Origin of the sequence: Pseudomonas sp. E6002 (assembly GCF_013385565.1) — a bacterium.
Taxonomy (GTDB): domain Bacteria; phylum Pseudomonadota; class Gammaproteobacteria; order Pseudomonadales; family Pseudomonadaceae; genus Aquipseudomonas.
Window position 1 is genome coordinate 34,795 of the sequence record NZ_JACAPT010000004.1, and the last position, 24,197, is coordinate 58,991.

Sequence of the window (24,197 nt, forward strand, 5' to 3'; positions counted from 1 at the left end):
ACTCATTTTACGATGATCGGGGATTAGCCAAACAATAAGCCAATCCCGTGTCTTGTGAGTAGAAATCTGATGAACCCGAGCCCTGACCGTCTGACATATCTGAAGCTGGCGGCCGTGACCATGATCTGGGGCGGCACCTTCGTTGCCGGGCGCTATCTGGCGGCAGGCCTGGACCCACTGTTGGCGGCGACCGTGCGCTTTGCACTGGCCAGCCTGGCGCTGCTGGCCTTCCTGGGCGTCGCGCGTATTCGCCTGGTGCGTCCGACCACCGCGCAATGGGTGCAATTGATGGTGCTGGGCTTTTTCGGGATCTTTTTCTACAACCTGTGTTTTTTCTACGGCCTGCATTACATCAATGCGTCCCGGGCGTCATTGATCGTGGCGCTGAACCCGGCAGTGATTGGCCTGGCCTCGTGGCTGCTGTTCAAGGAACGCCTGGGCTGCTTCAAGCTGGTGGGGATCGCGCTGTGCCTGGGTGGCGCAGGGCTGGTGATCGTCAGTCGCAACCCTCAGTTGCTGCAGGGCACGGCAGATGCGTGGGTCGGTGACCTGCTGATTTTCGGCTGCGTGGTGGGGTGGGGCGTGTACTCGCTGTTTGCCCGGAGTCTCAACCAGCGCCTGGGGCCGTTGCAAACCGTGACCTGGTCGATCCTGCTGGGCACGCTGATGCTGACGATCACCACGCTGGTGACGGGTCGGCTAACGATGGCCGCATTGGGCCGGATTGATCTGCCCCAACTGATGAGTTTGCTGTACCTGGGCGTGCTGGGCTCGGCACTGGCCTACATCGGCTACTACGATGGCCTGCGCCGCATTGGCGCCACCCGTGCGGGTGTATTTATCGCCCTCAATCCGCTGACGGCAGTGATCTGCGGCGCATTGCTGCTTGGCGAGCAACTGACCGTGCCGATGCTGCTGGGTGGGGCGGTCATCCTGCTGGGCATCTATCTGTGCAACAAACCCCTTGCGCGGGCCAGGGCAATGGGGATTTGATAAGAGTACGGACAAATCTGTTTACGCTGTGTAGAATCGATTTACGCATACAAGAATAAGGACTTGCGCTAACGCAAGCCTCGCCCGTCAGAGACTGATGTAACCATGAAGCTACTCGGGTCCCCCCTCATCTTTGGTGACTTCCTCGCCCGCAGCGTGCGGGGTATCTCCTGTGCGCCACCCGCTGACCTCATCCTTGCTCGCAAATAAACATTTGTTAATTACAAGAATGATGATGAGGCACCGAAAATGGCAGACCTGTACGAAAACCCAATGGGCCTGATGGGCTTTGAGTTCATCGAATTCGCATCGCCAACCCCGGGCACCCTGGAGCCGATCTTCGAGATCATGGGCTTCACCAAGGTCGCGACCCACCGTTCCAAGAACGTACACCTGTACCGGCAGGGCGAGATCAACCTGATCCTCAACAACGAACCCAACAGCATCGCCTCCTACTTTGCGGCCGAGCACGGCCCGTCGGTGTGCGGCATGGCGTTTCGCGTCAAGGACTCGCAACAGGCCTACAACCGGGCCCTGGAACTGGGCGCCCAGCCTATCCATATCGAAACCGGCCCGATGGAGTTGAACCTGCCGGCGATCAAGGGCATTGGCGGCGCGCCGCTGTACCTGATCGACCGCTTTGGTGAAGGCAGCTCGATCTATGACATCGACTTCGTGTACCTCGAAGGTGTCGAGCGCAACCCGGTGGGCGCGGGCCTCAAGGTCATCGACCACTTGACCCACAACGTGTACCGCGGCCGCATGGCCTACTGGGCGAACTTCTACGAGAAGCTGTTCAATTTCCGTGAGGCGCGCTATTTCGACATCAAGGGCGAATACACCGGCCTGACCTCCAAGGCCATGAGCGCCCCGGACGGCATGATCCGCATCCCGCTGAACGAAGAATCGTCCAAGGGTGCCGGGCAGATCGAAGAGTTCCTGATGCAGTTCAACGGCGAGGGCATCCAGCACGTTGCCTTCCTCACCGATGACCTGGTCAAGACCTGGGATGCGTTGAAGAAGATCGGCATGCGCTTCATGACCGCGCCGCCAGACACCTACTACGAGATGCTCGAGGGCCGCCTGCCGAACCACGGCGAGCCGGTGGATCAACTGCAGGCACGGGGCATCCTGCTGGACGGCTCGTCAGTGGCGGGGGACAAGCGCCTGCTGCTGCAGATCTTCTCGGAAACCCTGATGGGCCCGGTGTTCTTCGAGTTCATCCAGCGTAAGGGTGACGACGGCTTTGGTGAAGGCAACTTCAAGGCGCTGTTCGAATCCATCGAGCGCGACCAAGTGCGTCGTGGTGTGTTGACCGCTGACTGATCGCCTGGGCGATACACAAAAAAGCCCGACCGGGATTGCACCTGGCCGGGCTTTTTGTTGCCCGGCAGAAACATCGGGACATAGGCGGTTGCTAGCGGCCAGGAACGGAATTCACTGCCAGCGTTACTCAGTGTCATATGCCCAGTTGAGGTTCATGTATGACAGTCATTGCGCACACCGGTAGTCCACCTCCAGGTTTGAATCAGGCAGCAGCCGTCAACGACGTACCCGCCATCAGTCCCTTGGCCCCAACCGATCCCTCCCCATTAAGTCCTGCCACTGTCGCCCGCGTGACGTTTTCCTCGAACGTGGAATGGAGCAGTGCGCAAGGCGAGCTGACCGCCGCAGGCGTCGAACTGGCCAATGCCGTATTGGCCCCGGGTACCTCATCAACCGTCGGTGCGCAGGTCTGCACGTTCGCGGTGGACGGGATCCAGTCGAGCGACATTCTGGTGGTCAAACGCGTACCCGCCTCTGAAACCGGAACGAATGTCCTGTTGTACATTCCTGACGTGGAGGGCAATTCGTTCTTCGAATTCAATAACCTTGAAGAAATGAACGCCTGGCTCAAAGAGGTCGCCACCGACCCTGAGAAGTTGGATGTATTTGCCGGGCATTTTTCCCGCAATGCACCTGCCGATCAGACAAAGCGGGTAAAAGACACGATGACGCGCTTCGCCGCAGGCGATATCAATGCCGTGGTCGGGCCTTTTGGCTACGAAAAGGGCGATATCTTCAATCGCTTGGACAAGCACACAAGCGTGCCGCCGGTACCGGTCAACGGGCTGACGGGGACCTACCTGAAAGTTGAGACCCGTGATGGCCGGGTGACTTTCGCAGGCACACGTCCGGACGGAGAAACCGTACTCTATCAGTACGATGCCTACGGCAACTTCCATGGAGGAGGTAACAAGGGCAACTTCTACTTTGTGAAAAACGGCCTGAACAATGACCAGCCGCTGTCGCCTGTCTCGCGAGAGCAATACTTGAAAACGGTCGTCAGTGTCAGCCTGGATAATGTAGGTGCCAACGATTTATGGGGGCTGTTCGACGAGTTCATCCGCCAACTGAAGAATCCGGGTTCAGGCATTGGGACGGCCTTGATCGCACTGGGCGTGCCTGAGGATGTGGCGCAGTCCATCGAAAAAATCGTCAAAAACCCCGTCACCGGCACCTTGCTTGAACTCAACCAGGACAACCGGCTCGGTAAGCTGTTTGGCGTTGAAAAGGCGCAAATGGACGCCGCACTGACGCAAATAGGCGACGAAATCCAAGGCAGGATTCCGTATTACGGGGCCATCCGAGGGGGGGTGTCGCAAACGGCTGTAATGCTCGAAATGGCAGCAAAAAAAAGCGCTGTCAGGCCTTCTGCTGACGCACCAAATGCTTGAAGCCTTCAAACACCAGCACCATCACCGCGAGCCAGATCGGAAGATACGTCAGCCATTCCCCCGCCTTGATGCTTTCGCCCAACAACAAGGCCACGCCGAGCAGCAGCACCGGTTCTACATAGCTGAGCAGCCCGAACAGGCTGAAGGCCAACAAGCGGCTGGCGACGACGTAGCACACCAGCGCCGACGCACTGATCAAGCCCAACATCGGGATCAAGGCGTACAAGCCCTTGTGGGCGTCGAGCACGGCAAAACCCTGTTCGCCGCTTTGCACGAACCACAGTGCCACCGGCAACATCAGCGCCATATCGAGCCACAGCCCGCCGAGGTGGTCGGTCTTCAGGCGTTTGCGCAGTACGAAGTAAACCGGGTAGCCGATGATCACTACCAGGGTTGCCCAGGAGAATCCGCCCACCTGATACAACTCGTTCAGCACACCAGCACCGGCGAAGAACACCGCAATCTTTTGCAGGCGTGACAATTGTTCGCCATACACCAGCCGACCGGTCAGCACCATCGTCAATGGCAGCAGGAAATAGCCCAGCGATACATCCAGGCTGCGACCGTTGAGCGGCGCCCACATGAACAGCCACAACTGCACCCCCAGCAGCGCCGAAGACACCACGACCCCGCCGATCAGCGCGGGTTTGGCCGCAACCAGCCGAACCAGTTCCCACACCCGTCGCCACTCGCCGCTGACAATCATGAACACGGTCATGCAGGGCACCGTCAACAACATGCGCCAGCCGAAGATCTCCAGGCCGCTCAAGGGCGTAAGCAGCGACGTGAAGTAATACATCACGGCAAACAACACCGAGGCCAAGACCGATAACACAACACCTTTAGACACACTGTCCTCACGAAAGCCGATTGATACAAAAGAAGGGGGGATTTCAGGGAGGGAATATAGTGCTTTTGAGGTGAGATGTTTGCTCTGTTTTGGAGCGGTTTATGGGAGGATTTCTCAGGTCCCCCCATAAAAGGGACTTATGGCCGGGCAACTCGCCCCGACACAAAGTGGCTCACATCATTGAACCCTGGCGTCGATGCATGCCCTGGCGTGACCAGCGAGTCGATGAATGCTTCGTCCTCCGCCGTGATCTTCACCTCCAGCGCGCCGGTGTAGGCATCCCACTGCGCCTCGGTGCGCGGCCCGACAATCGCCGAACTGACCGCCGAGTTGTTCAGGACCCAGGCAATCGCGAACTCGACAATCCCCACGCCACGGCCCTGGGTGTATTGCTGGATCTGCTGGGCGATGCGCAGGGATTCAACGCGCCATTCGGTTTCCAGGATGCGCTTGTCCTGGCGCCCGGCACGGCTGCCGGCTTCAGGCGTTACGTCCGGCGCATATTTGCCGCTGAGCACGCCACGGGCCAGCGGGCTGTAAGGCACCACGCCCAGGCCATATGCGGCGGCGGCGGTGATCTGCTCCACCTCGGCCTGACGGTTGACGATGTTGTACAGCGGCTGGCTGATGATCGGTTTGTCCACCCCGAGGCGCTCGGCCACGCGGATCACTTCGGCGATCCGCCAGCCGCGGTAGTTGGAAAGGCCCCAGTGGCGGATCTTGCCCTCGCGGATCAAGTCGCCAATCGCTGAAATCGTGACTTCCAGTGGCGTGTTGTGGTCTTCGCGGTGCAGGTAATAGATGTCCAGGTAATCGGTGTCGAGGCGCGTCAGGCTGGCTTCCAGCGCATTGAAAATCCGCTTGCGACTCAGGCCGCTGCGGTTCGGCAGGCCATCCGCCGGGCCGATGCCGACCTTCGAGGCCAGCACCCAATCCTGGCGCTGGCGGGCGATGGCTTCGCCGACGATTTCCTCGGAGCGCCCGCCGGTGTAGACGTCGGCGGTGTCGATAAAGTTGATGCCTTGATCCCAGGCCTTGTCGATGATGCGCAGCGAGTCCTCGGTGTTGGTCTGCTCGCCAAACATCATGCTGCCCAGGGTCAGTGCGCTGACCTTCAACCCGGACTGGCCCAGTGTGCGGTAAATCATCGTGAACACCTCAAAAGGGGGAGACAGGCCCTATCCAATACCAGAGAGCAAGGCTCTGGAACAAGCCCCGCGACGGTTATTGCGGTAATAGTTCGGCGCAGCGAAGTTGCAGGAAGCGGTGCAGTACCTTGACCCGCTCCGACACCTGCAACCGATGGGGACACATCAGATTGAACGGGGTCGGTTCGCCTTGCCAATCGGTGAGCAACGGCACCAGGCGCCCGGCCTTGATATCGCGGGCTACATCCAGCCGCGCTTTATAGGCGATGCCGTGACCGGCCAACGCCCAGCGCCGCACGATCTCGCCGTCATCACTGAGGTAGTCGCCGCCGACCTCGACTTCCTGCAACACCTCACCCTGGCGAAAGTACCAGGTGTTGTTCGCCCGACCCTGGCGCATATAGCGCAGCGTGCTGTGTTGTGCCAGGTCCTGGGGGAGGCGTGGCGTACCGTGGCGCGCGAGGTAGTCGGGGCTGGCGCACGCCACCCGCGTGTGGTCGGGCACCACCGGCAACGCGACCAGGCTGGAGTCCCGTGGTACGCCGAAGCGCAGGGCGATGTCGACGGTTTCGCGGAACAGGTCGGCATTGCTGTCATTGAGCAGCAACTGAAGGCGCACGTTCGGGTGTTCGAGCTTGAACTCATCCAGCCAGCCCAGCAGCACATTGCGCCCGAAATCCGAGGGCGCGGCCAATTGCAGTAACCCGCTCAGGCTCTGGCCTTGCTGCTTGACCGCCTGTTCGCCTTCCGACAGCGCCTCCAGTGCCACGCGCACACTGTCGAGGTAGCGCCGGCCTTCTTCGGTCAGGCGCATGCTGCGGGTGGAACGCGCCAGCAGCCGGATGCCCAGGCGGGTTTCCAGGCGCTTGAGGGCAATGCTCGCTGCGGCCGGGGTCAGGCTGAGGCTGCGGGCGGCTGCCGACAGGCTGCCGGTGTCAGCAGTGCGTACGAACACTTCAAGGTCGAGGATTGAGCTCATTTGTAAAAATCCTTTAAAGATCTTGTCGTTTTACCGGGATTTTTCAACGATTGCCAAGCTGGGAAGATGAAAGCTCATTTTCTCAGCCAGGTATTTCCCCATGACATCTCCCCTCAACGGCACAACCATCATCGTCATTGGCGGCAGCAGCGGCATTGGTGCCGCGGTGGCCAAGCAGGCCGTGGCACGCGGTGCCCATGTGGTGCTGGCCGGGCGGCGCTTGTCTTCAACCGTGGAGAACGGGGTGCGCAGCGAGCAGGTGGACGTGACCGACGCAGCCTCATTACAGCGCTTGTTCGAAACCGTGGGGCCGTTTGACCATCTGGTCTACACCGCAGGGCCTGCGGTGCAGGCCAAGGCCCTGATCGAGACCGACCTGAACCTGGCGCAAGACAACTTCAACGTGAAGCTCTGGGGTTCGCTGCGGGCGATCCAGTCGGCGCTGCCATTTCTCGCCGAGCGCGGCAGCATCACCCTGACGTCGGGGCAGTTGGGGCGCAAAACGGTCGCGGGGCAGTTCATCAAGACCGGCATCAATGCGGCGACCGAAGCGCTGGGCAAGCAACTGGCCAAGGAACTGGCGCCACGGCGGGTCAATGTGGTCAGCCCGGGCGTGATCGACACCGAGGCGTATGCCGGATTGTCCGATGAGCAGCGACTGGCAATGTTTGCCAAGGCGGGCGGGGCGTTGCCGGTGGGGCGCGTGGGGCAGGCCGAAGAAGTGGCTGCCGGGTACGTGTTGGCGATGGAGAACGGGTTTATCACCGGTAGCGTGATTGATGTCGACGGCGGCGGATTACTCTAAAGGCAGCTGAATAAAAAAGGTCCCGCTTTCAGGCGGGACCTGCATTATCAGTAATAGGGCCGTGCTTAATAACGTGGCACCGGAACCGGTTGTGGCGGGTAGTAATAGCCTGGAGGTGGCGCCTGGTAATAGACCGGCGGCGGCTGTTGGATGTACACCGGCTGCGGTTGCACGTAAACCGGTTGCTGCTGCACATAGACCGGAGGCTGGGAGTTGGCGACCACTGACCCCACTACGAGACCGCCGACAACCGCACCCAGCAAAGCCGGGCCACCCCAGCCCCAACCACCGCCATGCCCGTACCCATAACCGTGACCCCAGCCATAGCCATATCCTCCACGGGCTTCTGCTTGCCCTGCGATGGCGAGGGTGGCAATGAGCAACATGGCTACTTTCATTTTTGAGAGTCGACTGATCATGATAAGTCCTCTACATATGCACCGAACCGGTCTTGATAATATCCCCGGGCATATGCTTCAGACAGCGGTTTCGGACGGGATGATGGGGTACGAAAGTAAAGGCTGGGTAAAGGTTGTAGCCTATTTGTTACCTGGAATGGGCGTAGAGGTTAATACGGCTGTCAGGCAGTTGTTTGCCTATAAAAACACGCCTTTATATGAGCAGATAGATGACCGGCGCCGCCCTCGATATCGCGGCACCGGTCAGCGCTGATTCAAGCCTTGAGTGTGCGCGTCATGCGCAACGCCAGCACACTGCCCGCGACGATCACCGCCGCCAGCAGGTACAGCGCCAGGTCCGTAGACCCGGTGGCATCTTTCACAAACCCGACGATATACGGGCTGAGGAACCCCGCCATCTGGCCCATGGAGTTGATCAACGCCAGACCACCCGCTGCCGCACCTGCGCTGAGCATCGCGGTTGGCACCGGCCAGAACATCGGCAGGCCGGTGAGGGCACCCATGGTGGCGATGGTCAGGCCGAGGATCGCAATGGCCGGCGTGGTTGCAAAGTTCACCGCAATCACCAGCCCGATCGCGCCCATCAGCATCGGCACCACCAGGTGCCAGCGACGCTCCTTGCGCAAGTCGGCAGAGCGGCCCACCAGCAGCATGAACACCGCCGCCAGCAGGTACGGGATCGCACTCAACCAGCCAATCACCAGGTTATCGCTGAAGCCCATGTTCTTGATGATCGATGGCAGCCAGAAGTTGATGGCGTACACACCGCTCTGGATGCAGAAGTAGATCAGGCCGAACGCCCAGATCGCCGGGTTCTTGAACACTTCCAGCAGCGAGTCGCTGGTGGTCTTCGGTTTGTTGGCCAGGTCGGTCGCCTGGTCGGCTTCCAGCACCGCGCGCTCATGGGGCGTGAGCCACTTGGCGTTGGCAAAGCTGTCGCTGAGCAGGAAGTAGGCGAGGGCGCCGAGGATCACCGTCGGCACGCCTTGCAGCAGGAACATCCACTGCCAGCCCGCAAGCCCGCCCTGGCCGGCGGCGAAGTGGTTGAGGATCCAGCCGGAGAACGGGCTGCCGAGCAGGCCGGATACCGGAATCGCCGACATGAACAGCGCCATGATCCGCCCACGGCGGAAGGTCGGGAACCACTGCGAGAGGTACAGCACCACGCCCGGGAAGAACCCGGCTTCAGCGGCGCCGGTCAGCAGGCGCAAGCCGTAGAAGTGCGTCGGTGTGGTAACGAACAACAGGCAGGTGGACAGGGCGCCCCAGACGATCATCATCAGCGCAATCCAGCGCCGTGGACCGAATTTGGTCAGCGCCAGGTTGCTCGGCACGCCGCACAGCACGTAGCCGATAAAGAAGATCCCGGCACCGAGGCCGTACACGGTCTCGCTGAATTTCAGGTCGTCGAGCATCTGCAACTTGGCAAAGCCGACGTTGACGCGGTCGAGGTAGTTGAACAGGTAGCAGATGAAAATGAAGGGGATCAGGCGCAGGGTGATGCGCTTGTATACGGCGTTTTTATCGTCATCGGTGGCCTGGGTAACAGCGGCGCTCTGTGACATGGCAGTCTCTCTTTATTATGATTTTTCGCGATGCGAGGGTAACGTTGATCGCCCAACGAGTCTCGGCCACCTCAAGGGGTGCTGTCTTTGTGCTCGCGCACAGTGAAGCATGGTTTGCGCTGTGCCTATGAACAACCGGTTTTTTTCAGGAATTTAGCCCCATGTTCGAGCTGGATCATGACCTGGCGCAGGATATCGTCAATCGCACCATGGCGATCCTGCCCTATAACGTCAACGTCATGGACAGCCAGGGCCTGATCCTGGGCAGCGGCGAACCCGAGCGGATCAACACCCGCCACGAAGGCGCGCAGTTGGTGCTGGCCAACGGGCGGGTGGTGGAAATCGACGGCCAGACCGCCAAGCACCTCAAGGGCGTGCAACCCGGGATCAACCTGCCGCTGCTGCACGACCAGCGCCTGATCGGCGTGCTGGGCATTACCGGTGAGCCGGAATTGCTGCGCACCTATGCCGAACTGGTGCGCATGACCGCCGAAATGCTGGTCAGCCAGCGTCACCAGCAAGCCGAGCAGCAATGGCGGCGCCAGCGCTGCGATGATCTGCTGGCACTGCTGCTGGCCGAGACCGGCGATTCGCCGCGCCTGGTGGATGAAGCCCAGCAACTGGGCCTCAAGCCGCAGCTGGCGCGCACGCCGTACCTGTTCGAGCTGGGCAGCGGCCAGTCGGCCGAGGCCTTGAGCGCCTGGCTGACCTCGCGCTACCCCGACAGCTGGTGCGTCAGCTCCGCGCAGTTTTCCCTGCTGTGGTGCCGGCCGGCGTCGGTGCAAGTCGATAACCCGCGCCTGCTGGAAAAGCTCGACGGCCTGGGCTGGAACATCCTGCGGGTCGCCGTCGGCGGGCAAGCGGACGGGCTGGCCGGCCTGCGCCGTTGTTACCGGCGGGTCGGCGACCTGCTCGCCTATGGCCGTGATGTGCTGCCCGAATCGCGGTTGCTGACCCTCAATCGCTACCGCCTGCCGGTCATGCTCTGGCGCCACCGCAACGACGACGCCCTCGACGAACTGCTCAACCCGCTGCGCAAGGTACTGGCCAAGGACAGCAACGGCCAGTTGCTGGCGACCCTGCGCAGCTGGTGCGACCACGACGGCCAAAGCCAAGCCTGCGCCGATGCCCTGGGGATCCACCGCAACAGCCTGCGCTACCGCATGGAACGCATCGCCGAGCTGAGCGGCGTCGACCCGCTGACCCTCGACGGCATGCTCGCGTTGTACCTCGGCGTGCAGCTATTGCCGCAAGCTTTGTCCAAATGAACAACAAACCCCAGCCACTCTTGTGCAATGGACCGGCGTTATTGCCGGTGCCAACTGGCAGCATGGGCGTTATAAAAACCGGAGAAAGCCCATGAAAATCATCATCGCCCCCGACTCGTTCAAGGACAGCCTGAGTGCTGAGGGCGTGGCGAATGCCATTGCCGAGGGGTTGGCCAGCGTGTGGCCCGACGCCGAGCTGATCAAGTGCCCAATGGCGGACGGTGGTGAGGGCACGGTGGAATCGGTACTCGCCGCCTGCCAGGGCGAGCTGCGCACCAGCCGTGTGCAAGGGCCATTGGGCGGCAGTGTCGACGCGCATTGGGGCTGGTTGGCCGAGAGCCACACCGCAATCATCGAAATGGCCGAAGCCAGCGGCCTGCAACTCGTGCCACCGGGTCAGCGAGATGCGTGTTCCAGCAGCACCTTCGGCACCGGCGAACTGATCCGCGCCGCCCTGGATGCCGGCGCCCAGCGCATCATCCTGGCCATTGGCGGCAGCGCCACCAACGACGGCGGCGCCGGGGCGATGCTAGCCCTGGGTGTGCAGTTGTTTGATGCCGAGGGAGCAGCGCTGCCCCTTGGCGGCCTGGCGCTGGGCAAGCTGTCGCGCATCAGCCTTGAACAACTGGACCCCCGCCTGAACGAAGTGCGCTTCGAAATCGCCGCCGACGTGAACAACCCTTTATGCGGTCCTCACGGGGCCTCGGCGATTTTCGGCCCGCAAAAGGGCGCCAATCCCCAGCAAGTCGAACAACTGGATGCGGCCCTCGGCCATTTTGCCGATCACTGCGCCAGGGTATTGCCCAAAGACGTACGCGACGAACCCGGCAGCGGCGCCGCCGGTGGCTTGGGTTTCGCCGCCAAGGCGTTCCTTGGCGCGCAGTTTCGCGCGGGTGTTGAAGTGGTCGCAGAGCTTGTTGGGCTTGAGCAAGCCGTGCGTGGCGCCGACCTGGTGATCACCGGCGAAGGCAGGTTCGATGCCCAGACCCTGCGCGGCAAGACCCCGTTTGGCGTGGCGCGGATCGCCAGGCAGCAAAACGTGCCGGTGATCGTGATCGCCGGCACCCTGGGTGATGGCTATGAGCAGATGTACGCCCACGGTGTGGATGTCGCGTTCGCCTTGCCGTCCGGCCCGACTACCCTGGAGCAGGCCTGCAGCGAGGCACCGCGCCTGTTGCGCGAGCGCGCCTCGGACATCGCGCGGGTCTGGAAATTGGTGGCTTCGCGTTCCCGATGAGTGCAGTGCAGGGCTCGCCATTCTGAGGCTTTGCCGCCTACACTGGTCGGCCACGTGTTTTTCAAAGGACGAAACACCATGCACACACCTGAACCCAAGATCGTTATCACGCGCTTCACCGAGGCCCACCTTGAAGGCGTCGCTGCGCTCTACAACGACCCGGCTGTCTGCCGTCAGGTGCTGCAAATGCCTTTCCAGTCAGTCGAGGCCTGGCGCAAACGCCTGGTGCAGGACAACGAGCGGCGGCTACAGCTGGTGGCGCTGCATGCCGGTGAAGTGATCGGCCAGCTGGGTTTGGAACAGTATTTGCGCGTGCGCCAAAGCCACGTCGGTTCATTCGGCATGGGCGTCGCCACCGCCTGGCAGGGCAAGGGCGTGGGCTCCCGGCTGCTGGGCGCGGCGCTGGAGGTGGCGGATAACTGGATGAACCTGCACCGGGTGGAACTCACGGTGTACGCCGACAACGAAGCCGCCCACCGGCTGTACCACAAGTTCGGCTTCGAGACCGAAGGCCTGCTGCGCGACTACGCCGTGCGTGACGGCGCATTCGTCGACACGCTGACCATGGCGCGCATCCGCAAGCCGGCCTAGTCGTCCTGCAACGCAAACGCCACCGCAGCCTGCGCATGCAGCTCGGTGGTGTCCAGCAAGGGCAGGTCGCTGTGCTGCGGCTTGATCAACAGGCTGATTTCCGTACAGCCGAGGATGATGGCCTGGGCGCCACGGGCGGCCAAAGACTCGATCACCCGCTGGTACACCTCGCGCGATGCGTCGCTGATCACCCCGACGCACAACTCTTCGTAAATGATCCGGTGCACGGCCTGGCGCTCTTCAGCGTCCGGCACCAGCACGGTCAGCCCCTGTGCCGCCAGGCGTGACTTGAGAAACTCCTGCTCCATGGTAAACGCGGTACCCAGCAGGCCAACGCTCAGGGTGCCAGCTTCCACGGCCGCCGCGCCGGCAGCGTCTGCAATATGCAGAAACGGTATCGACACCGCCGCTTCAATCCGCGGCGCTACCAGGTGCATGGTGTTGGTACACAGCACGATGCACTCGGCGCCCCCGGCTTGCAGGCGGCGGGCGGCGTCTTCGAGGATCAGCGCCGCATCGTCCCAGCGCCCGGCGTGCTGGGCCTGCTCCACCGGGCCGAAGTCGACGCTGTACATCAACAGTTGTGCCGAGCGCAGCGGCCCGAGCTGGTCGCGCACGTTCTGGTTGATGATGCGGTAATACTCGGCGCTGGACTCCCAGCTCATGCCGCCGATAAGGCCGATGGTGCGCATGCGATGCTCCTGAATTGGACGGGCGAGGGCACCACATTACCCGCGCGCTGCGCTTTAGTCATACGCCGGTGTGCGGCATCTGCCATGATCAAGGCTCGCAACATGGGTCACCCAAGGAACACGGCAATGGACGATGTACAACAACTGGGCGAGATGCTGCGTCATTACGCCGACAGCGAAGCCCACAAGAAACAGCAGTTCGAAGTGCAGTCGGCCCATTGGGCGCAGAAGATCGGCGAGTTGTTCGGCCAGATCGAGCAGTGGCTTGCGCCTGTGAAGACGGTCGGTTTGCTGGAAGTGCAGCGCGAGGCGTACGTGGCTTCCGGCCCCAGCGTGCCGGTGGAGACCTCCACCTTCAAGACCGAGAAACTGACCATCCATATCGCCGGCAAACCGGTGGAGTTCGTGCCGGATGTGATGGGCGCCGGCGGTTTGATTTCGCTGTCGGTGATGGGCTTGACCGCCGCCCGCTACGGCAGCATTTCCCTGGTATTGCTGCCGGGGAAAAACGACTGGCTGTGGAAGAAAACCAACGGTTTGAAAGACCCGGATACGTTCGGCTTCGATGCCAACTTCCTGGCGTTGCAGTTGCAGAGCCTGATTCCCCGCGAACGCGGCTAGTCGCTCAATGTGGTGCTTGTGTGGGAGCGGGCTTGCTCGCGAAAGCGGTGTGTCAGTCGCTGTATATGTTGACTGAACCACCGCATTCGCGAGCAAGCCCGCTCCCACAATTAGATCTCTATATTGCCCCAGTCCTGCTTTGTTTCCTCAGGCGCCACCGCGTTGACCCGCTTGCCCGTGGCCAGCTCCACCCGCCGTGCCACTTCCGGGTCATCGGCGAACGGCGTCAGGCTGGCCTCATCCAGGCTCTCCTTCGACTGGCCCCGCAGGCAATACTCCACCGCGCCATACAGGCCGATCACCGCCGCCAGGTTCAGCGCTATCTCCCACATCAGGCGATCTGCGCGTCAAGCTGCGCTACCTTCAAATCCGCCACACGCACGGTGCGCCAGGTGTTGTACGCCATCAGCAACATGCCGCTGAGGAAGAACACCCCGCCGACGAATCGCACCACAAATCCCGGATGGCTGGCCTGTAACGCTTCCACAAACGAGTAGGTGAGGGTGCCGTCATCGTTCACCGCCCGCCACATCAGGCCCTGGGTGATGCCGTTGACCCACATCGACGCGATGTACAGCACCGTGCCAATGGTCGCCAGCCAGAAGTGCATATTGATCAGCCCCACACTGTGCATCTGCGCGCGCCCGAAGATTTTCGGGATCATGTGGTACAGCGAGCCAAACGTGATCATCGCCACCCAGCCCAGGGCGCCGGCGTGGACGTGGCCGATGGTCCAGTCGGTGTAATGGGAGAGGGCGTTGACGGTCTTGATCGCCATCATCGGCCCTTCAAAGGTCGACATCCCGTAGAACGCCAGCGACAGCACCAGGAAGCGCAGGATCGGGTCGGTGCGCAATTTATGCCAGGCCCCGGAAAGCGTCATCATGCCGTTGATCATCCCGCCCCAGCTCGGCGCCAGCAGGATCAGCGACATCGCCATCCCCAGCGACTGCGCCCAGTCCGGCAGCGCGGTGTAGTGCAGGTGGTGCGGACCGGCCCAGATGTAGAGGGTGATCAGCGCCCAGAAGTGCACGATGGACAGGCGATAGGAATACACCGGCCGCCCGACCTGCTTCGGCACGAAGTAGTACATCATCCCCAGGAAACCGGTGGTCAGGAAGAACCCCACGGCGTTGTGCCCGTACCACCACTGCACCATCGCGTCGGTGGCCCCGGAATACACCGGGTAGGACTTGAACCAGTCCACCGGGATCGACAGGTGATTGATCACGTGCAGCATGGCGATCACCACGATAAATGCACCGAAGAACCAGTTGCCGACGTAGATGTGCTGGGTCTTGCGCTGCACCACAGTGGTGAAAAACACGATCGCATAGGCCACCCACACCACGGTCATCCACACCGCGCCGCTGAACTCGATCTCGGCGTATTCCTTGGTGGTGGTGTAGCCCAGTGGCAGGCTGACCAGCATGATCACGATCACCGACTGCCAGCCCCAAAAGGTAAAGGCAGCGAGCTTGTCCGAGTACAGCCGTACCTGGCAGGTGCGCTGTACTGCGTAGTAGCTGGCGGCGAATTGCGCGCTGCCGGCAAAGCCGAAAATCACCAGGCTGGTGTGCAGCGGGCGCAGGCGCCCGAAGGTGGTCCACGGCAGGTCGAGGTTCATCTCGGGCCACACCAGTTGCGAGGCGATCCACACGCCCATGGCCATGCCGACCACGCCCCAGACGATGGTTGCAATGACGAATTGACGCACGACCTTGTAGTTGTAGGCCTGTGCGGTTGATGGTGGTTGCATGCTTAGTCCTCCCACGGTTCCAAGTGGGCGGCACTGTAGGAAGTATGGGTAGAACAATACAGACTCAGACCCGGGTCATTAATACGGATCAGCCACTAACCTGCATTTTTCGCACGTTACCCCCGTCAATAAATCGTTTGTCCAACCCCCGCCCAATGACAAAACTGCAAGTCACTCGCAAAACAACAACGATTGGGCAAAAAACCATATGCAAATCGAGCGCAACTTTTACAACGGCCACTTCGCCGAACCTGCCAGCACCGCCCAAATCGCGGTCTACAACCCCGCGACCGAGGCCCAGGTAGGCCGGGTGTCCGCCGCCACCCCTGATGAAGCCATTGCGGCCGTCGATGCCGCCGCCAGCGCACAGAAAACCTGGGGCAAGCTCACCAGCATCCAGCGCGCCGAACACCTGCGGGCTTTCGCCGCCGCCCTCGAAACCTGCGCTGAAAGCATAGGCCGAGCGCTGGCCAGCGAATCCGGCAAAAGCCTCGACGACGCCAGCAACGAAGCGCGCTACGCCGCCCAGATCACCCGCTACCACGCCGAATGGGCACGCCGCATCGAAGGCGAAATCATCCCCAGCGACACCCCGGACGAAAACCTGTTCCTGCAACGCGAGCCCATTGGCGTCGTGGCTTGCCTGATTCCGTTCAACTACCCGGTCTATACCCTGCTGCGCAAAATCGCCCCGGCGCTGATTGCCGGCAACACCGTGGTGGTGCGCCCGAGCAACAACACGCCGTTGTCCGCCTTTGAAATCGCCCGCGCCGTCGAGCAGTCGGGCATGCCGGCCGGCGTGATCAACATCCTGACCATGGACCACGCCACCGCCGCCGCCCTGTGCACCCACAAGGCCATGGGCCTGATCACCCTGACCGGCAGCGTCAACGCCGGGCGCATCGTGCTCGACTACTGCAAGGCCAACATCGCCAAGCCGTCCCTGGAGCTGGGCGGCAAGACCCCGGCGATCATCGAGGCCGACGCCGACCTGGAAAAAGCCGCCAGCGACATCATCGCTTCCAAGACCACCCACTGCGGCCAACTGTGCACGGCCGTCGAGCGGGTGTATGTGCAGGAAAGCGTCTATGACCGATTCCTGGCCCTGCTCAAGGCCAAGATCGGCGCCGTCAAATTCGGTGACCGTGCCACGGATGCGGGCCTGATGGGCCCACTGGTCAACGCCAGCTCCCGGCAGAATATTCACGCCATGGTCGAGCGCGCCATCGCCGACGGTGCTGTACTGGAAACAGGCGGCGTACTCCCCGACGGCCCGGGCCATTTCTACCCGCCGACGCTGCTCAGCGCCTGCCGCCAGGACATGGAAATCATCCAGGAAGAAATCTTCGGCCCGGTGCTGCCGGTGCTCAAGTACCGCGATATCGACGAAGCGCTGGCCATGGCCAACGATCACCAGTTCGGCCTGTCGTCGGTGCTCTATACCGAGAACTACCGCACGGCCATGAAAGTCGCCAACGCCATCGAGGCCGGCGAGTTGTACGTCAATCGGACCCCGGCCGACCCTTACCAGGGTTTCCACGCCGGCTGGAAACGCTCAGGGCTGGGCGGCGATGACGGCAAGCACGGGATGCTTGAATTCACCCAGACCCGTTTGGTGGTCATGAAGTACTGATTCACCGACCACCGGCTTCACCTCAATAAAAACAATTATCGGGGCACCTGCACAGTGGGTGCCCGAGGTCTACAAGATGTCCAAGCCTGCACCCGTTGCCCAGGGTTTCGATGCCGTGTCCGCGGCTAAAAGCGACAAAGCCAGTCGCTACTTCCAATTGATGTTGCTGGTATTGGCTGCCGGGGCGATCTACCCGATCCTCTACCTGCGCCAGGTCTACCAGACCACCATGCTCGAGGTGTTCCAGATCAACCACAGCCAGCTGGGTTATCTGTACTCGATGCTCGGTACGATCTTCCTGCTCAGCTACCTGCCGAGCGGCTGGTTGGCCGATCGCCTGCCGCCACGCTTCCTGATCTTCTTTTCGTTGGTGGCCACCGGGGCCCTGGGTATCTGGTACTCCACTGTGCCGTCGATGACCGGCCTGATGATCATCTTCGGCTGCTGGGGCCTGACCACCGGCCTGACCTTCTGGGCTTCGGTGCTCAAGCGGGTGAAGATGATCGCCCATCACAGTGAGCAGGGCCGTTTCTTCGGCATCCTCGACGGCGGCCGTGGCCTGGTGGAAGCCTTGCTGGCGACCGTGGCCCTGGGGCTGTTCGCCTACGCCACCGAGACCCGCAGCCAAACTGCGGCCGAAGGCTTCAAGCACGTGGTCTACCTGTATTCGTTCGTGTGTATCGCCATTGGTTGTGTGCTGGTGCTGCTCAAGGACCCCAAGTCCATGGCCGAAACTGCGGCGGTCGAGAAGGGCAAGTTCAACCTGATCGCCGACCTCACCACCCTGGTGAAAATCCCCGAGCTGTGGCTGGTGACCGCCATCGTGTTCTGCGGTTACCACATGTTCTGGGCCACCTACAGCTTCTCCGATTACCTGCAAGGCAGCGGCATGACCGCCGTGATGGCCGGCACCATCACCACCATCAAGTTGTGGATGCGACCCATCGGCGGGATCGGCGGCGGCTGGCTGGGGGACAAGTTTTCGAACATCTCGGTGCTGATCGTCGCGCTGCTGCTGGTGACCCTGGCGATGGTCGGCCTGATCGTGTTCCCGGCCATTGGCAGCCTCGGCTTGCTGATCGGCACGGTGATCTTTATCGGCCTGATGACCTACGCGATTCGCGGCCTGTACTGGGCGATCCTCGACAGCTGCGACATCCCGCTGCGCATCACCGGCCTGGCCATCGGCATCGTCTCGGTGGTGGGTTACCTGCCGGACACCTTTATCCCGCTGATCAATGGCTACCTCACCGACACATACCCGGGGCAGGTCGGCTACAACCTGTACTTCGGCTACATCGCCTTCATCGGCGTGCTCGGGACCCTCGCGGCCCTGACCTTGCGCGCCCGGATCAATCGTAAAAAATTCAACCAGACAGGTGCCTGAGATGAAAATCGTCGCCCTTGAAACCCATATTGTCGCCGTACCGCCGCCGCACATCGGCGGCATGTACTGGCTGTTCGTCAAACTGAAAACCGACTGCGGCATCGAAGGCGTGGGCGAGATCTACGCCGCCACCTTCGGCCCCAAGGCCATGCTGCCGATCATCGAGGACGTGTTCGAGCGCTACCTGCTCAACCACGACCCGCACCACATCGAGCGCTTCTTCCGCCAGGCGTACTCCAGCGGTTTCACCCAGCGCCCCGATCTGACCATGATGGGGGTGGTCAGCGGCTTGGAAATGGCCTGCTGGGACATCATCGGCAAGGCCGCCAACAAACCGGTCTATGAGTTGCTGGGGGGCAAGGTCAACGAACGCCTGCGTTCCTACACCTACCTGTACCCGGTCAACAGCAAGGGCGAGTACGACTACGACGACCCGGACCTGGCCGCCGAATGCGCGATCGAGAACATGAACAAGGGCTTCACCGCCGTGAAGTTCGACCCGGCAGGCCCGTACACCGCGTACTCCGGCCACCAGATCTCCCTGGAAGTGCTGGAACGCTGCGAAACCTTCTGCCGCAAGATTCGCGAGGCGGTGGGCGACAAGTGCGACCTGCTGTTCGGCACCCACGGGCAGATGGTGCCGTCGTCGGCGATTCGCCTGGCCAAGCGCCTGGAGAAATACGACCCGCTGTGGTTCGAAGAACCGGTGCCACCAGGCCAGGAAGAGGCCATGGCCCAAGTCGCGGCCAAGACCAGCATTCCCATCGCCACCGGCGAGCGCCTGACCACCAAGTACGAGTTCTTCAAGCTCTTGCAGGCCGGTGGTGCATCGATCCTGCAAATGAACGTGGCCCGCTGCGGCGGCCTGCTGGAAGCCAAGAAAATCGCGAGCATGGCCGAGGCCTACTACGCGCAGATCGCCCCGCACCTGTACAACGGACCGATCGGCGCAGCGGCGAGTTTCCAGTTGGCCACGTGCACGCCGAACTTCCTGATCCAGGAAAGCATCATGACCTGGGGCGGCTTCCATGCCGAAGTGCTGACCAAGCCGCTGCAATGGGAGGACGGCTACATCATCCCGTCCACCGAGCCGGGCCTTGGGGTGGAGCTGAACATGGACGTGGTGCGCAAGCACACGCCGTACACCGGCGAGCGGCTGCACCTGCAAATGGCGCCCACGCCTGCTGACGTGAAAGACACTTCGCCCGCCAAGGGCTAAAAAAAACGACTTATGCGGTAACCGTGAATGACATACGACTACATCATCGCCGGCGCCGGCGCCGCAGGTTGCGTCCTGGCCAACCGACTCTCCGCCTCGGGCGAGCATTCGGTATTGCTGCTGGAAGCCGGCGGCAAGGACAGCTCCTGGTGGTTCAAGATCCCGGTCGGTTTCGCCAAGATGTACTACAACCCGACCTTCAACTGGATGTACTACAGCCAGCCGCAAAAACAGCTGGCCGACCGTGCCATCTATGCCCCGCGGGGGAAGGTGCAGGGCGGTTCCGGCTCGATCAACGCCATGATCTACGTGCGCGGCCAGGCCCATGATTTCGATGACTGGGCGGCCAATGGCAACGACGGCTGGGGCTTCAAGGACGTGCTGCCGTACTTCCGCAAGCTGGAAAATCACCCCCTGGGCGACACCGAATACCACGGCAGCAGCGGCCCCATCAGCATCACCCCGATGAAGGGCCAGACCCATGCCATCTGCGATGTATTTCTCAAGGGCTGCGAGCAATTGGGCTATGGCCTGAGCGATGACTTCAACGGGCCGAACTTCGAAGGTGCGGGCCTCTACGACGTCAACACCCGCAACGGTGAGCGCTGCTCCAGCAGCTTTGCGCACCTGCACCCGGCGTTGGGTAGGCCGAACCTGACCGTGGAGTTGCATGCGCTGGTAGACCGCGTGCTGTTCGACGATCAACAACGCGCCACCGGCATCAGCGTGACCCAGCACGGCGTGGTCCGCACCTTCAGCGCGCGCAAGGAGGTGATCCTGTGCGCCGGGGCGGTGGATACGCCGAAGATCCTGCAACTGTCGGGTGTGGCGGACAAGCAATTGCTCGCCGAACACAACATCCCGCTGGTCAAGGACCTGCCTGCAGTGGGGCAGAACCTGCAGGACCACCTCTGCGCCAGCTATTACTACAAGGCCAATATCCCGACCCTGAACGACCAGCTCAGTTCGCTGTTTGGCCAGGTCAAACTCGGCCTCAAATACCTGCTGACCCGCAAGGGCGCGCTGGCCATGAGCGTCAACCAGGCCGGCGGGTTCTTTCGCGGCAACGAAGGGCAGGCGCACCCCAATCTGCAGCTGTACTTCAACCCGCTGTCGTACCAGATCCCGAAAAACAACAAGGCCAGCCTCAAGCCCGAGCCGTATTCAGGCTTCCTGCTGTGCTTCAACCCGTGCCGGCCTACCAGCCGCGGGACGATCCGCATCGCCTCGAAAAACCCACGGGACGCGGCCTTGATCGACCCCAACTACCTGAGCACCCAAAAGGACATCGACGAGGTGATCCAGGGCAGCCGGCTGATGCGCAAGATCATGCAGGCGCCGGCGCTCAAGGGCGTTACTGTGGCCGAGGTATTGCCGGGGCCGGCGGTGCAAACCGATGAGCAGATGCTGCAGTACTTCCGCGAGAACAGCGGCTCGATCTATCACCTGTGTGGCTCTTGCGCCATGGGCTCGGACCCGCTGGTGTCGGTGGTGGACAAGCGCCTGAAGGTGCACGGGATGCAAGGGCTGCGGATTGTCGATGCGTCGATTTTCCCCAACGTGACCTCGGGCAATACCCATGCGGCGGTGTTGATGGTGGCGGAGAAGGGCGCGGATCTGATCCTGCAGGATGCCTGAGGGCACCACCGATAAAATGTGGGAGCGGGCTTGCTCGCGAAGGCGGTGTGTCAGGCGCTGGATATGTCGACTGAACCACCGCCTTCGCGAGCAAGCCCGCTCCCACAGGGGGATTTAATTCGGTAGAGAGACCGTGTTTTGCCACTGGGCAACCGTTTCGGCACTGATGCTTACCCCACCACACACAATCACCACCACATCCTCAATCCCGGCAATCGCCCCATGCTCCAGATACGCCACGGCCAACGAAACCCCACATGCCGGTTCCACCAACTGGCGTAAATCATCGGCGTACCGCGCCACGCCCATCATCGCGTCGGCATCACTCAACACCACGCATTGATGGGCAAACCTGCCGATATGCTGCACCGGCCACGCCGCCACCTGGGTCGCGGCCAACGACTTGGCCACGGTATCGATCTTCGCCAGCCGCACGGGCTTTCCAGCCTCTACGGCAGCAGCAAACGAAGCCGCGCCCGCCGTTTCACACGCAATCACCTTGCAGCCGAACCGCCCATGACGCTCCAGGCCCGTCAGAACGCCCGCGAGCAGTCCACCGCCACCCACCGAGGTCACGATGGCGCCCACCTGAGGGCAGTCCTCGAGAATCTCATCGATCATGCTGCTGTGGCCTTCCCACAACAGCGGGTGATCAAAGGCCGGCACATACAGTGCCTCAGGTGATTCGGAGAGTTGCAGCGCCAGCTCATTGGATTGATCCCACAGATCACCGTGCACCACCACCTCGGCCCCGGCCTGGCGGATGCGTGCGCAGGTGGCTTCGGGGGTGGTGGTCGGCACCACGATCCGCGCCTGCAACCCCAGGCCGCGCGCCGCGAAGGCCGTGGCCAGCCCGGCATTGCCGCCGGAGGGGCATACCACCGTGGTCTTGCCCTGGCTCGCCGCGTAGGCGCACAGCGTGGTCATGCCGCGCAACTTGAACGAGCCACAGGGTTGCAGGTTCTCGAGCTTCAGCCAGACCCGCCGGGTAGCGGTAGACAAGCCGGGGTGCAGGATCAACGGGGTGCGAATCGGCAGCATTTCACAAGTTCCTTTTGGGTGAGGCTGCCATCCTACCTCAGCTCGTGGCTGCCACCAGGGGGGCGGCCGGTGTCCTGCGGCGCGTCACATGGCTGATGCCCATGATGATCAACGGCGTGAACAGGGCGATGTAGGCGTTGTCGATGCCCCACGGATTACCGGCGAGGAACCAGCCCACGGTCGCGAGCAACGAGGCAATGATGCTCAGGAATGCCCCGGCCGCCGTGCCGAATTTCGGCGCGTAGAACACCATCAACACCAGCACGGCCAGGGAGGCGCGCAACGCCTTGCCGAGGAAGGCGATCATCAGCACCTTGTCCGAGGTCAGTGCCAGGGCAATCGGCAACAGGCCGACAGCGATGGTCGCCAGGCGCACGAAGCGCAGGGACTTGGCGTCGCTTTTTTCCGGGTTGAACCATGGCTCGTAGAAGTCCCGCAGCAACAACGTCGCCGAGCCCATGCTCACCGCCGAAATGGTGCCGAACAGCGAGCCGGCAAGGCCTGCCACCACCAGCCCGGCCGTCAGTTGGTCCATGCTGGCGATCAGGGTGGGGAAGGCTTGCAGGGAGTCGACATGGGGGAACAGCACCGCGCTGCACATACCGATCAGTGCTGCGCCGATGCCGAACGGCACCATCAGCACCGCCACGTAGAAGCAGGCGCGCTGGGCCTTGCCTGCGTGGCTGACGGTGTTCACCGCCTGGATTACGTATTGGGTGGAGAAGATCGAACCGATCCCGGCGATCATCCAGGCGATGATCTGGCCCCAACCCACGGCGGTCCAGTCAAACATGCTGGCAGGCAATTGCGCTTGCAGCTGGCCGATGCCGCCCACCTGCTTCAAGCCGAACCACAAGGCCAAGCCGACGCCCAGGTATTTCAGGGCGGCGTGGACGAAGTTGGTGTAGATCACTGAGCGCATGCCGCCGATGCTGACGTATGCCACCGAGACTACGCCGACGATCACGATCGCCAGGGTTCGGTCTACTTGCATCACGCTGGCCAATACGGCGCCGCCGCTGGCGTAGATCGAGACGGCGACGATCTCCAGGGCAAAGATGGTGATGATCGACGTGGCGAAGCGGGTGCGTTGGCCGTAGTTGCGCGCGAGTACGCCGGAGATGGTGTTGTCGCCCAGGTCCTTGTATTTGCGCGCCAGTAGCCAGGCGAAGAGTACGAAGCCCAGGGCCAGGGCGAACAGGTTCCATGCGGCGGAGATGCCGACCTTGAAGCCGGTTTGGGCGGTGCCGATGCTGACTGCGGTGCCGATAAATTCCGAGAGCATCAGGAAGCCGATCAGGAACGCCGGGAAGTGGCCGCCGCCGGTGGTGTAGTTGTTGGCGCTGCGGGAGTGGCGGCGCACGCCGTAGCTGATCAGTGCCAGGCTGAGCATGTACAGGCCGGTGATGGACAGTACGATCCATGAGGAGTGGGTGGGCATTTTTTATACTCTTTAGGTATTTTTGTAATTGTGGGTAGTTTCCTCTGCTGGTTTTGCTTTCGTCTAATATCGGGTTGGTATGGTTTGATACTCTTTTGGTATGGGTGTATATCCGTTATCTGGGTAACGGCTACCTATGGTTTCGCTCTTACAGCGAGGGCCGCTGCGCAATACCTGCGTTCGGCCTCGAGCTT

At 61.8% G+C, this 24,197-nt stretch carries 23 protein-coding genes; 13 read left to right on the forward strand and 10 right to left on the reverse strand.

Features of this window, described 5'->3' with window-relative positions; all coding sequences use genetic code 11:
• The first annotated feature begins 69 nt into the window (after positions 1 to 69).
• The 3 genes from HX815_RS04505 to HX815_RS04515 all read left to right on the forward strand — a co-directional run bounded on the left by HX815_RS04505 (position 70) and on the right by HX815_RS04515 (position 3,710).
• Positions 70 to 993, forward strand: coding sequence for a DMT family transporter (locus HX815_RS04505; protein ID WP_177027862.1), 924 nt, complete (start codon positions 70 to 72; stop codon positions 991 to 993).
• A gap of 249 nt (positions 994 to 1,242) precedes the next feature.
• Positions 1,243 to 2,319 carry a 4-hydroxyphenylpyruvate dioxygenase gene (hppD, locus tag HX815_RS04510; RefSeq protein ID WP_003212566.1) on the forward strand — a complete coding sequence of 359 codons (1,077 nt, stop codon included), beginning with the start codon at positions 1,243 to 1,245 and terminating at the stop codon, positions 2,317 to 2,319.
• 158 nt (positions 2,320 to 2,477) lie between these two features.
• The gene (locus HX815_RS04515) at positions 2,478 to 3,710 is read left to right on the forward strand and encodes a dermonecrotic toxin domain-containing protein (RefSeq protein ID WP_256351040.1); all 1,233 of its coding nucleotides are present in this window, start codon (positions 2,478 to 2,480) and stop codon (positions 3,708 to 3,710) included.
• Here HX815_RS04515 and rarD read toward each other — a convergent pair.
• The 3 genes from rarD to HX815_RS04530 all read right to left on the reverse strand — a co-directional run bounded on the left by rarD (position 3,679) and on the right by HX815_RS04530 (position 6,687).
• Entirely contained in the window at positions 3,679 to 4,560 is an 882-nt protein-coding gene (gene rarD, locus HX815_RS04520; RefSeq protein WP_023658818.1) for an EamA family transporter RarD, read from the reverse strand. The genes HX815_RS04515 and rarD overlap by 32 nt on opposite strands.
• Before the next feature lie 137 nt (positions 4,561 to 4,697).
• The gene (locus tag HX815_RS04525) at positions 4,698 to 5,708 is read right to left on the reverse strand and encodes an aldo/keto reductase (protein ID WP_008432538.1); all 1,011 of its coding nucleotides are present in this window, start codon (positions 5,706 to 5,708) and stop codon (positions 4,698 to 4,700) included.
• 76 nt (positions 5,709 to 5,784) lie between these two features.
• The gene (locus HX815_RS04530; RefSeq protein ID WP_008432540.1) at positions 5,785 to 6,687 is read right to left on the reverse strand and encodes a LysR family transcriptional regulator; all 903 of its coding nucleotides are present in this window, start codon (positions 6,685 to 6,687) and stop codon (positions 5,785 to 5,787) included.
• A gap of 100 nt (positions 6,688 to 6,787) precedes the next feature.
• Between HX815_RS04530 and HX815_RS04535 the strand changes: the two genes are divergently transcribed.
• Positions 6,788 to 7,492: an SDR family oxidoreductase gene (locus HX815_RS04535; protein WP_003212561.1), complete on the forward strand. Its 705-nt coding sequence runs from the start codon at positions 6,788 to 6,790 to the stop codon at positions 7,490 to 7,492.
• 65 nt (positions 7,493 to 7,557) lie between these two features.
• Here HX815_RS04535 and HX815_RS04540 read toward each other — a convergent pair whose 3' ends face one another.
• A complete protein-coding gene (locus tag HX815_RS04540; protein WP_023658819.1) occupies positions 7,558 to 7,911 on the reverse strand; it encodes a hypothetical protein in 354 nt (117 codons plus the stop codon).
• Between HX815_RS04540 and HX815_RS04545 the strand changes: the two genes are divergently transcribed.
• Positions 7,877 to 8,164 (forward strand): hypothetical protein, encoded by a 288-nt coding sequence (locus HX815_RS04545; protein WP_177027863.1) that lies wholly within the window; start codon positions 7,877 to 7,879, stop codon positions 8,162 to 8,164. The two genes, HX815_RS04540 and HX815_RS04545, sit on opposite strands and share 35 nt — an antisense overlap.
• Position 8,165: 1 nt before the next feature.
• Here the strand turns inward: HX815_RS04545 and HX815_RS04550 are convergent, their stop codons facing one another.
• Complete coding sequence (locus HX815_RS04550) at positions 8,166 to 9,476, reverse strand: MFS transporter (RefSeq protein WP_003212559.1); 1,311 nt, start codon at positions 9,474 to 9,476, stop codon at positions 8,166 to 8,168.
• A gap of 161 nt (positions 9,477 to 9,637) precedes the next feature.
• Between HX815_RS04550 and HX815_RS04555 the strand changes: the two genes are divergently transcribed.
• The 3 genes from HX815_RS04555 (at position 9,638) to HX815_RS04565 (ending at position 12,572) form a co-directional block, all read left to right on the forward strand.
• Positions 9,638 to 10,744: a sugar diacid recognition domain-containing protein gene (locus HX815_RS04555; protein ID WP_003212558.1), complete on the forward strand. Its 1,107-nt coding sequence runs from the start codon at positions 9,638 to 9,640 to the stop codon at positions 10,742 to 10,744.
• Between the two features lie 91 nt (positions 10,745 to 10,835).
• Positions 10,836 to 11,981: a glycerate kinase gene (locus HX815_RS04560; RefSeq protein ID WP_177027864.1), complete on the forward strand. Its 1,146-nt coding sequence runs from the start codon at positions 10,836 to 10,838 to the stop codon at positions 11,979 to 11,981.
• 78 nt (positions 11,982 to 12,059) lie between these two features.
• Positions 12,060 to 12,572, forward strand: a complete 513-nt coding sequence (locus HX815_RS04565) for a GNAT family N-acetyltransferase (RefSeq protein WP_003212556.1) — start codon at positions 12,060 to 12,062, stop codon at positions 12,570 to 12,572.
• Here HX815_RS04565 and HX815_RS04570 read toward each other — a convergent pair.
• On the reverse strand, positions 12,569 to 13,264 hold the full coding sequence (locus HX815_RS04570) for an aspartate/glutamate racemase family protein (RefSeq protein ID WP_003212555.1): 696 nt from the start codon (positions 13,262 to 13,264) through the stop codon (positions 12,569 to 12,571). The genes HX815_RS04565 and HX815_RS04570 overlap by 4 nt on opposite strands.
• A gap of 126 nt (positions 13,265 to 13,390) precedes the next feature.
• Here HX815_RS04570 and HX815_RS04575 point away from each other — a divergent pair, with 126 nt between their 5' ends.
• Positions 13,391 to 13,885, forward strand: coding sequence for a hypothetical protein (locus HX815_RS04575; protein WP_003212554.1), 495 nt, complete (start codon positions 13,391 to 13,393; stop codon positions 13,883 to 13,885).
• Between the two features lie 110 nt (positions 13,886 to 13,995).
• Here HX815_RS04575 and HX815_RS04580 read toward each other — a convergent pair whose 3' ends face one another.
• Both HX815_RS04580 and ccoN read right to left on the reverse strand, forming a co-directional pair.
• The gene (locus HX815_RS04580; protein ID WP_102369024.1) at positions 13,996 to 14,217 is read right to left on the reverse strand and encodes a CcoQ/FixQ family Cbb3-type cytochrome c oxidase assembly chaperone; all 222 of its coding nucleotides are present in this window, start codon (positions 14,215 to 14,217) and stop codon (positions 13,996 to 13,998) included.
• Complete coding sequence (ccoN, locus tag HX815_RS04585) at positions 14,217 to 15,644, reverse strand: cytochrome-c oxidase, cbb3-type subunit I (protein ID WP_177008515.1); 1,428 nt, start codon at positions 15,642 to 15,644, stop codon at positions 14,217 to 14,219. Before ccoN ends, HX815_RS04580 begins: the two co-directional genes overlap by 1 nt.
• 208 nt (positions 15,645 to 15,852) lie before the next feature.
• On the opposite strand from ccoN, the gene aldA reads away from it, so the two are divergent.
• The 4 genes from aldA (at position 15,853) to HX815_RS04605 (ending at position 21,521) form a co-directional block, all read left to right on the forward strand.
• Complete coding sequence (gene aldA, locus HX815_RS04590) at positions 15,853 to 17,277, forward strand: aldehyde dehydrogenase (RefSeq protein WP_177027865.1); 1,425 nt, start codon at positions 15,853 to 15,855, stop codon at positions 17,275 to 17,277.
• A 76-nt stretch (positions 17,278 to 17,353) separates the two neighbouring features.
• Positions 17,354 to 18,664 (forward strand): nitrate/nitrite transporter, encoded by a 1,311-nt coding sequence (locus HX815_RS04595; RefSeq protein WP_003212550.1) that lies wholly within the window; start codon positions 17,354 to 17,356, stop codon positions 18,662 to 18,664.
• 1 nt (position 18,665) lies between these two features.
• Positions 18,666 to 19,883 (forward strand): mandelate racemase/muconate lactonizing enzyme family protein, encoded by a 1,218-nt coding sequence (locus tag HX815_RS04600; protein WP_008432553.1) that lies wholly within the window; start codon positions 18,666 to 18,668, stop codon positions 19,881 to 19,883.
• 27 nt (positions 19,884 to 19,910) lie between these two features.
• Positions 19,911 to 21,521, forward strand: a complete 1,611-nt coding sequence (locus HX815_RS04605; protein ID WP_177023076.1) for a GMC family oxidoreductase — start codon at positions 19,911 to 19,913, stop codon at positions 21,519 to 21,521.
• A gap of 114 nt (positions 21,522 to 21,635) precedes the next feature.
• On the opposite strand, the gene HX815_RS04610 is transcribed toward HX815_RS04605, so the two are convergent.
• Both HX815_RS04610 and HX815_RS04615 read right to left on the reverse strand, forming a co-directional pair.
• The gene (locus tag HX815_RS04610; protein ID WP_177027866.1) at positions 21,636 to 22,562 is read right to left on the reverse strand and encodes a pyridoxal-phosphate dependent enzyme; all 927 of its coding nucleotides are present in this window, start codon (positions 22,560 to 22,562) and stop codon (positions 21,636 to 21,638) included.
• A gap of 37 nt (positions 22,563 to 22,599) precedes the next feature.
• Complete coding sequence (locus HX815_RS04615) at positions 22,600 to 24,003, reverse strand: sodium:solute symporter family protein (RefSeq protein WP_134326584.1); 1,404 nt, start codon at positions 24,001 to 24,003, stop codon at positions 22,600 to 22,602.
• Positions 24,004 to 24,197 lie beyond the last annotated feature (194 nt).

Bases quoted from the DNA above. Each gene is read 5' to 3' on its own strand.
- HX815_RS04615 (WP_134326584.1), bottom strand. From the start codon at position 24,003: ATGCCCACCCACTCCTCATGGATCGTACTGTCCATCACCGGCCTGTAC.
- HX815_RS04545 (WP_177027863.1), top strand. From the start codon at position 7,877: ATGGCTACTTTCATTTTTGAGAGTCGACTGATCATGATAAGTCCTCTA.
- HX815_RS04540 (WP_023658819.1), bottom strand. From the start codon at position 7,911: ATGATCAGTCGACTCTCAAAAATGAAAGTAGCCATGTTGCTCATTGCC.
- HX815_RS04600 (WP_008432553.1), top strand. From the start codon at position 18,666: ATGAAAATCGTCGCCCTTGAAACCCATATTGTCGCCGTACCGCCGCCG.
- HX815_RS04595 (WP_003212550.1), top strand. From the start codon at position 17,354: ATGTCCAAGCCTGCACCCGTTGCCCAGGGTTTCGATGCCGTGTCCGCG.
- HX815_RS04610 (WP_177027866.1), bottom strand. From the start codon at position 22,562: ATGCTGCCGATTCGCACCCCGTTGATCCTGCACCCCGGCTTGTCTACC.
- HX815_RS04515 (WP_256351040.1), top strand. From the start codon at position 2,478: ATGACAGTCATTGCGCACACCGGTAGTCCACCTCCAGGTTTGAATCAG.
- aldA (WP_177027865.1), top strand. From the start codon at position 15,853: ATGCAAATCGAGCGCAACTTTTACAACGGCCACTTCGCCGAACCTGCC.
- HX815_RS04525 (WP_008432538.1), bottom strand. From the start codon at position 5,708: ATGATTTACCGCACACTGGGCCAGTCCGGGTTGAAGGTCAGCGCACTG.
- HX815_RS04565 (WP_003212556.1), top strand. From the start codon at position 12,060: ATGCACACACCTGAACCCAAGATCGTTATCACGCGCTTCACCGAGGCC.
- HX815_RS04530 (WP_008432540.1), bottom strand. From the start codon at position 6,687: ATGAGCTCAATCCTCGACCTTGAAGTGTTCGTACGCACTGCTGACACC.
- HX815_RS04570 (WP_003212555.1), bottom strand. From the start codon at position 13,264: ATGCGCACCATCGGCCTTATCGGCGGCATGAGCTGGGAGTCCAGCGCC.
- HX815_RS04555 (WP_003212558.1), top strand. From the start codon at position 9,638: ATGTTCGAGCTGGATCATGACCTGGCGCAGGATATCGTCAATCGCACC.
- hppD (WP_003212566.1), top strand. From the start codon at position 1,243: ATGGCAGACCTGTACGAAAACCCAATGGGCCTGATGGGCTTTGAGTTC.
- HX815_RS04605 (WP_177023076.1), top strand. From the start codon at position 19,911: ATGACATACGACTACATCATCGCCGGCGCCGGCGCCGCAGGTTGCGTC.
- HX815_RS04550 (WP_003212559.1), bottom strand. From the start codon at position 9,476: ATGTCACAGAGCGCCGCTGTTACCCAGGCCACCGATGACGATAAAAAC.
- HX815_RS04575 (WP_003212554.1), top strand. From the start codon at position 13,391: ATGGACGATGTACAACAACTGGGCGAGATGCTGCGTCATTACGCCGAC.
- HX815_RS04580 (WP_102369024.1), bottom strand. From the start codon at position 14,217: ATGTGGGAGATAGCGCTGAACCTGGCGGCGGTGATCGGCCTGTATGGC.
- HX815_RS04535 (WP_003212561.1), top strand. From the start codon at position 6,788: ATGACATCTCCCCTCAACGGCACAACCATCATCGTCATTGGCGGCAGC.
- HX815_RS04505 (WP_177027862.1), top strand. From the start codon at position 70: ATGAACCCGAGCCCTGACCGTCTGACATATCTGAAGCTGGCGGCCGTG.
- HX815_RS04560 (WP_177027864.1), top strand. From the start codon at position 10,836: ATGAAAATCATCATCGCCCCCGACTCGTTCAAGGACAGCCTGAGTGCT.
- ccoN (WP_177008515.1), bottom strand. From the start codon at position 15,644: ATGCAACCACCATCAACCGCACAGGCCTACAACTACAAGGTCGTGCGT.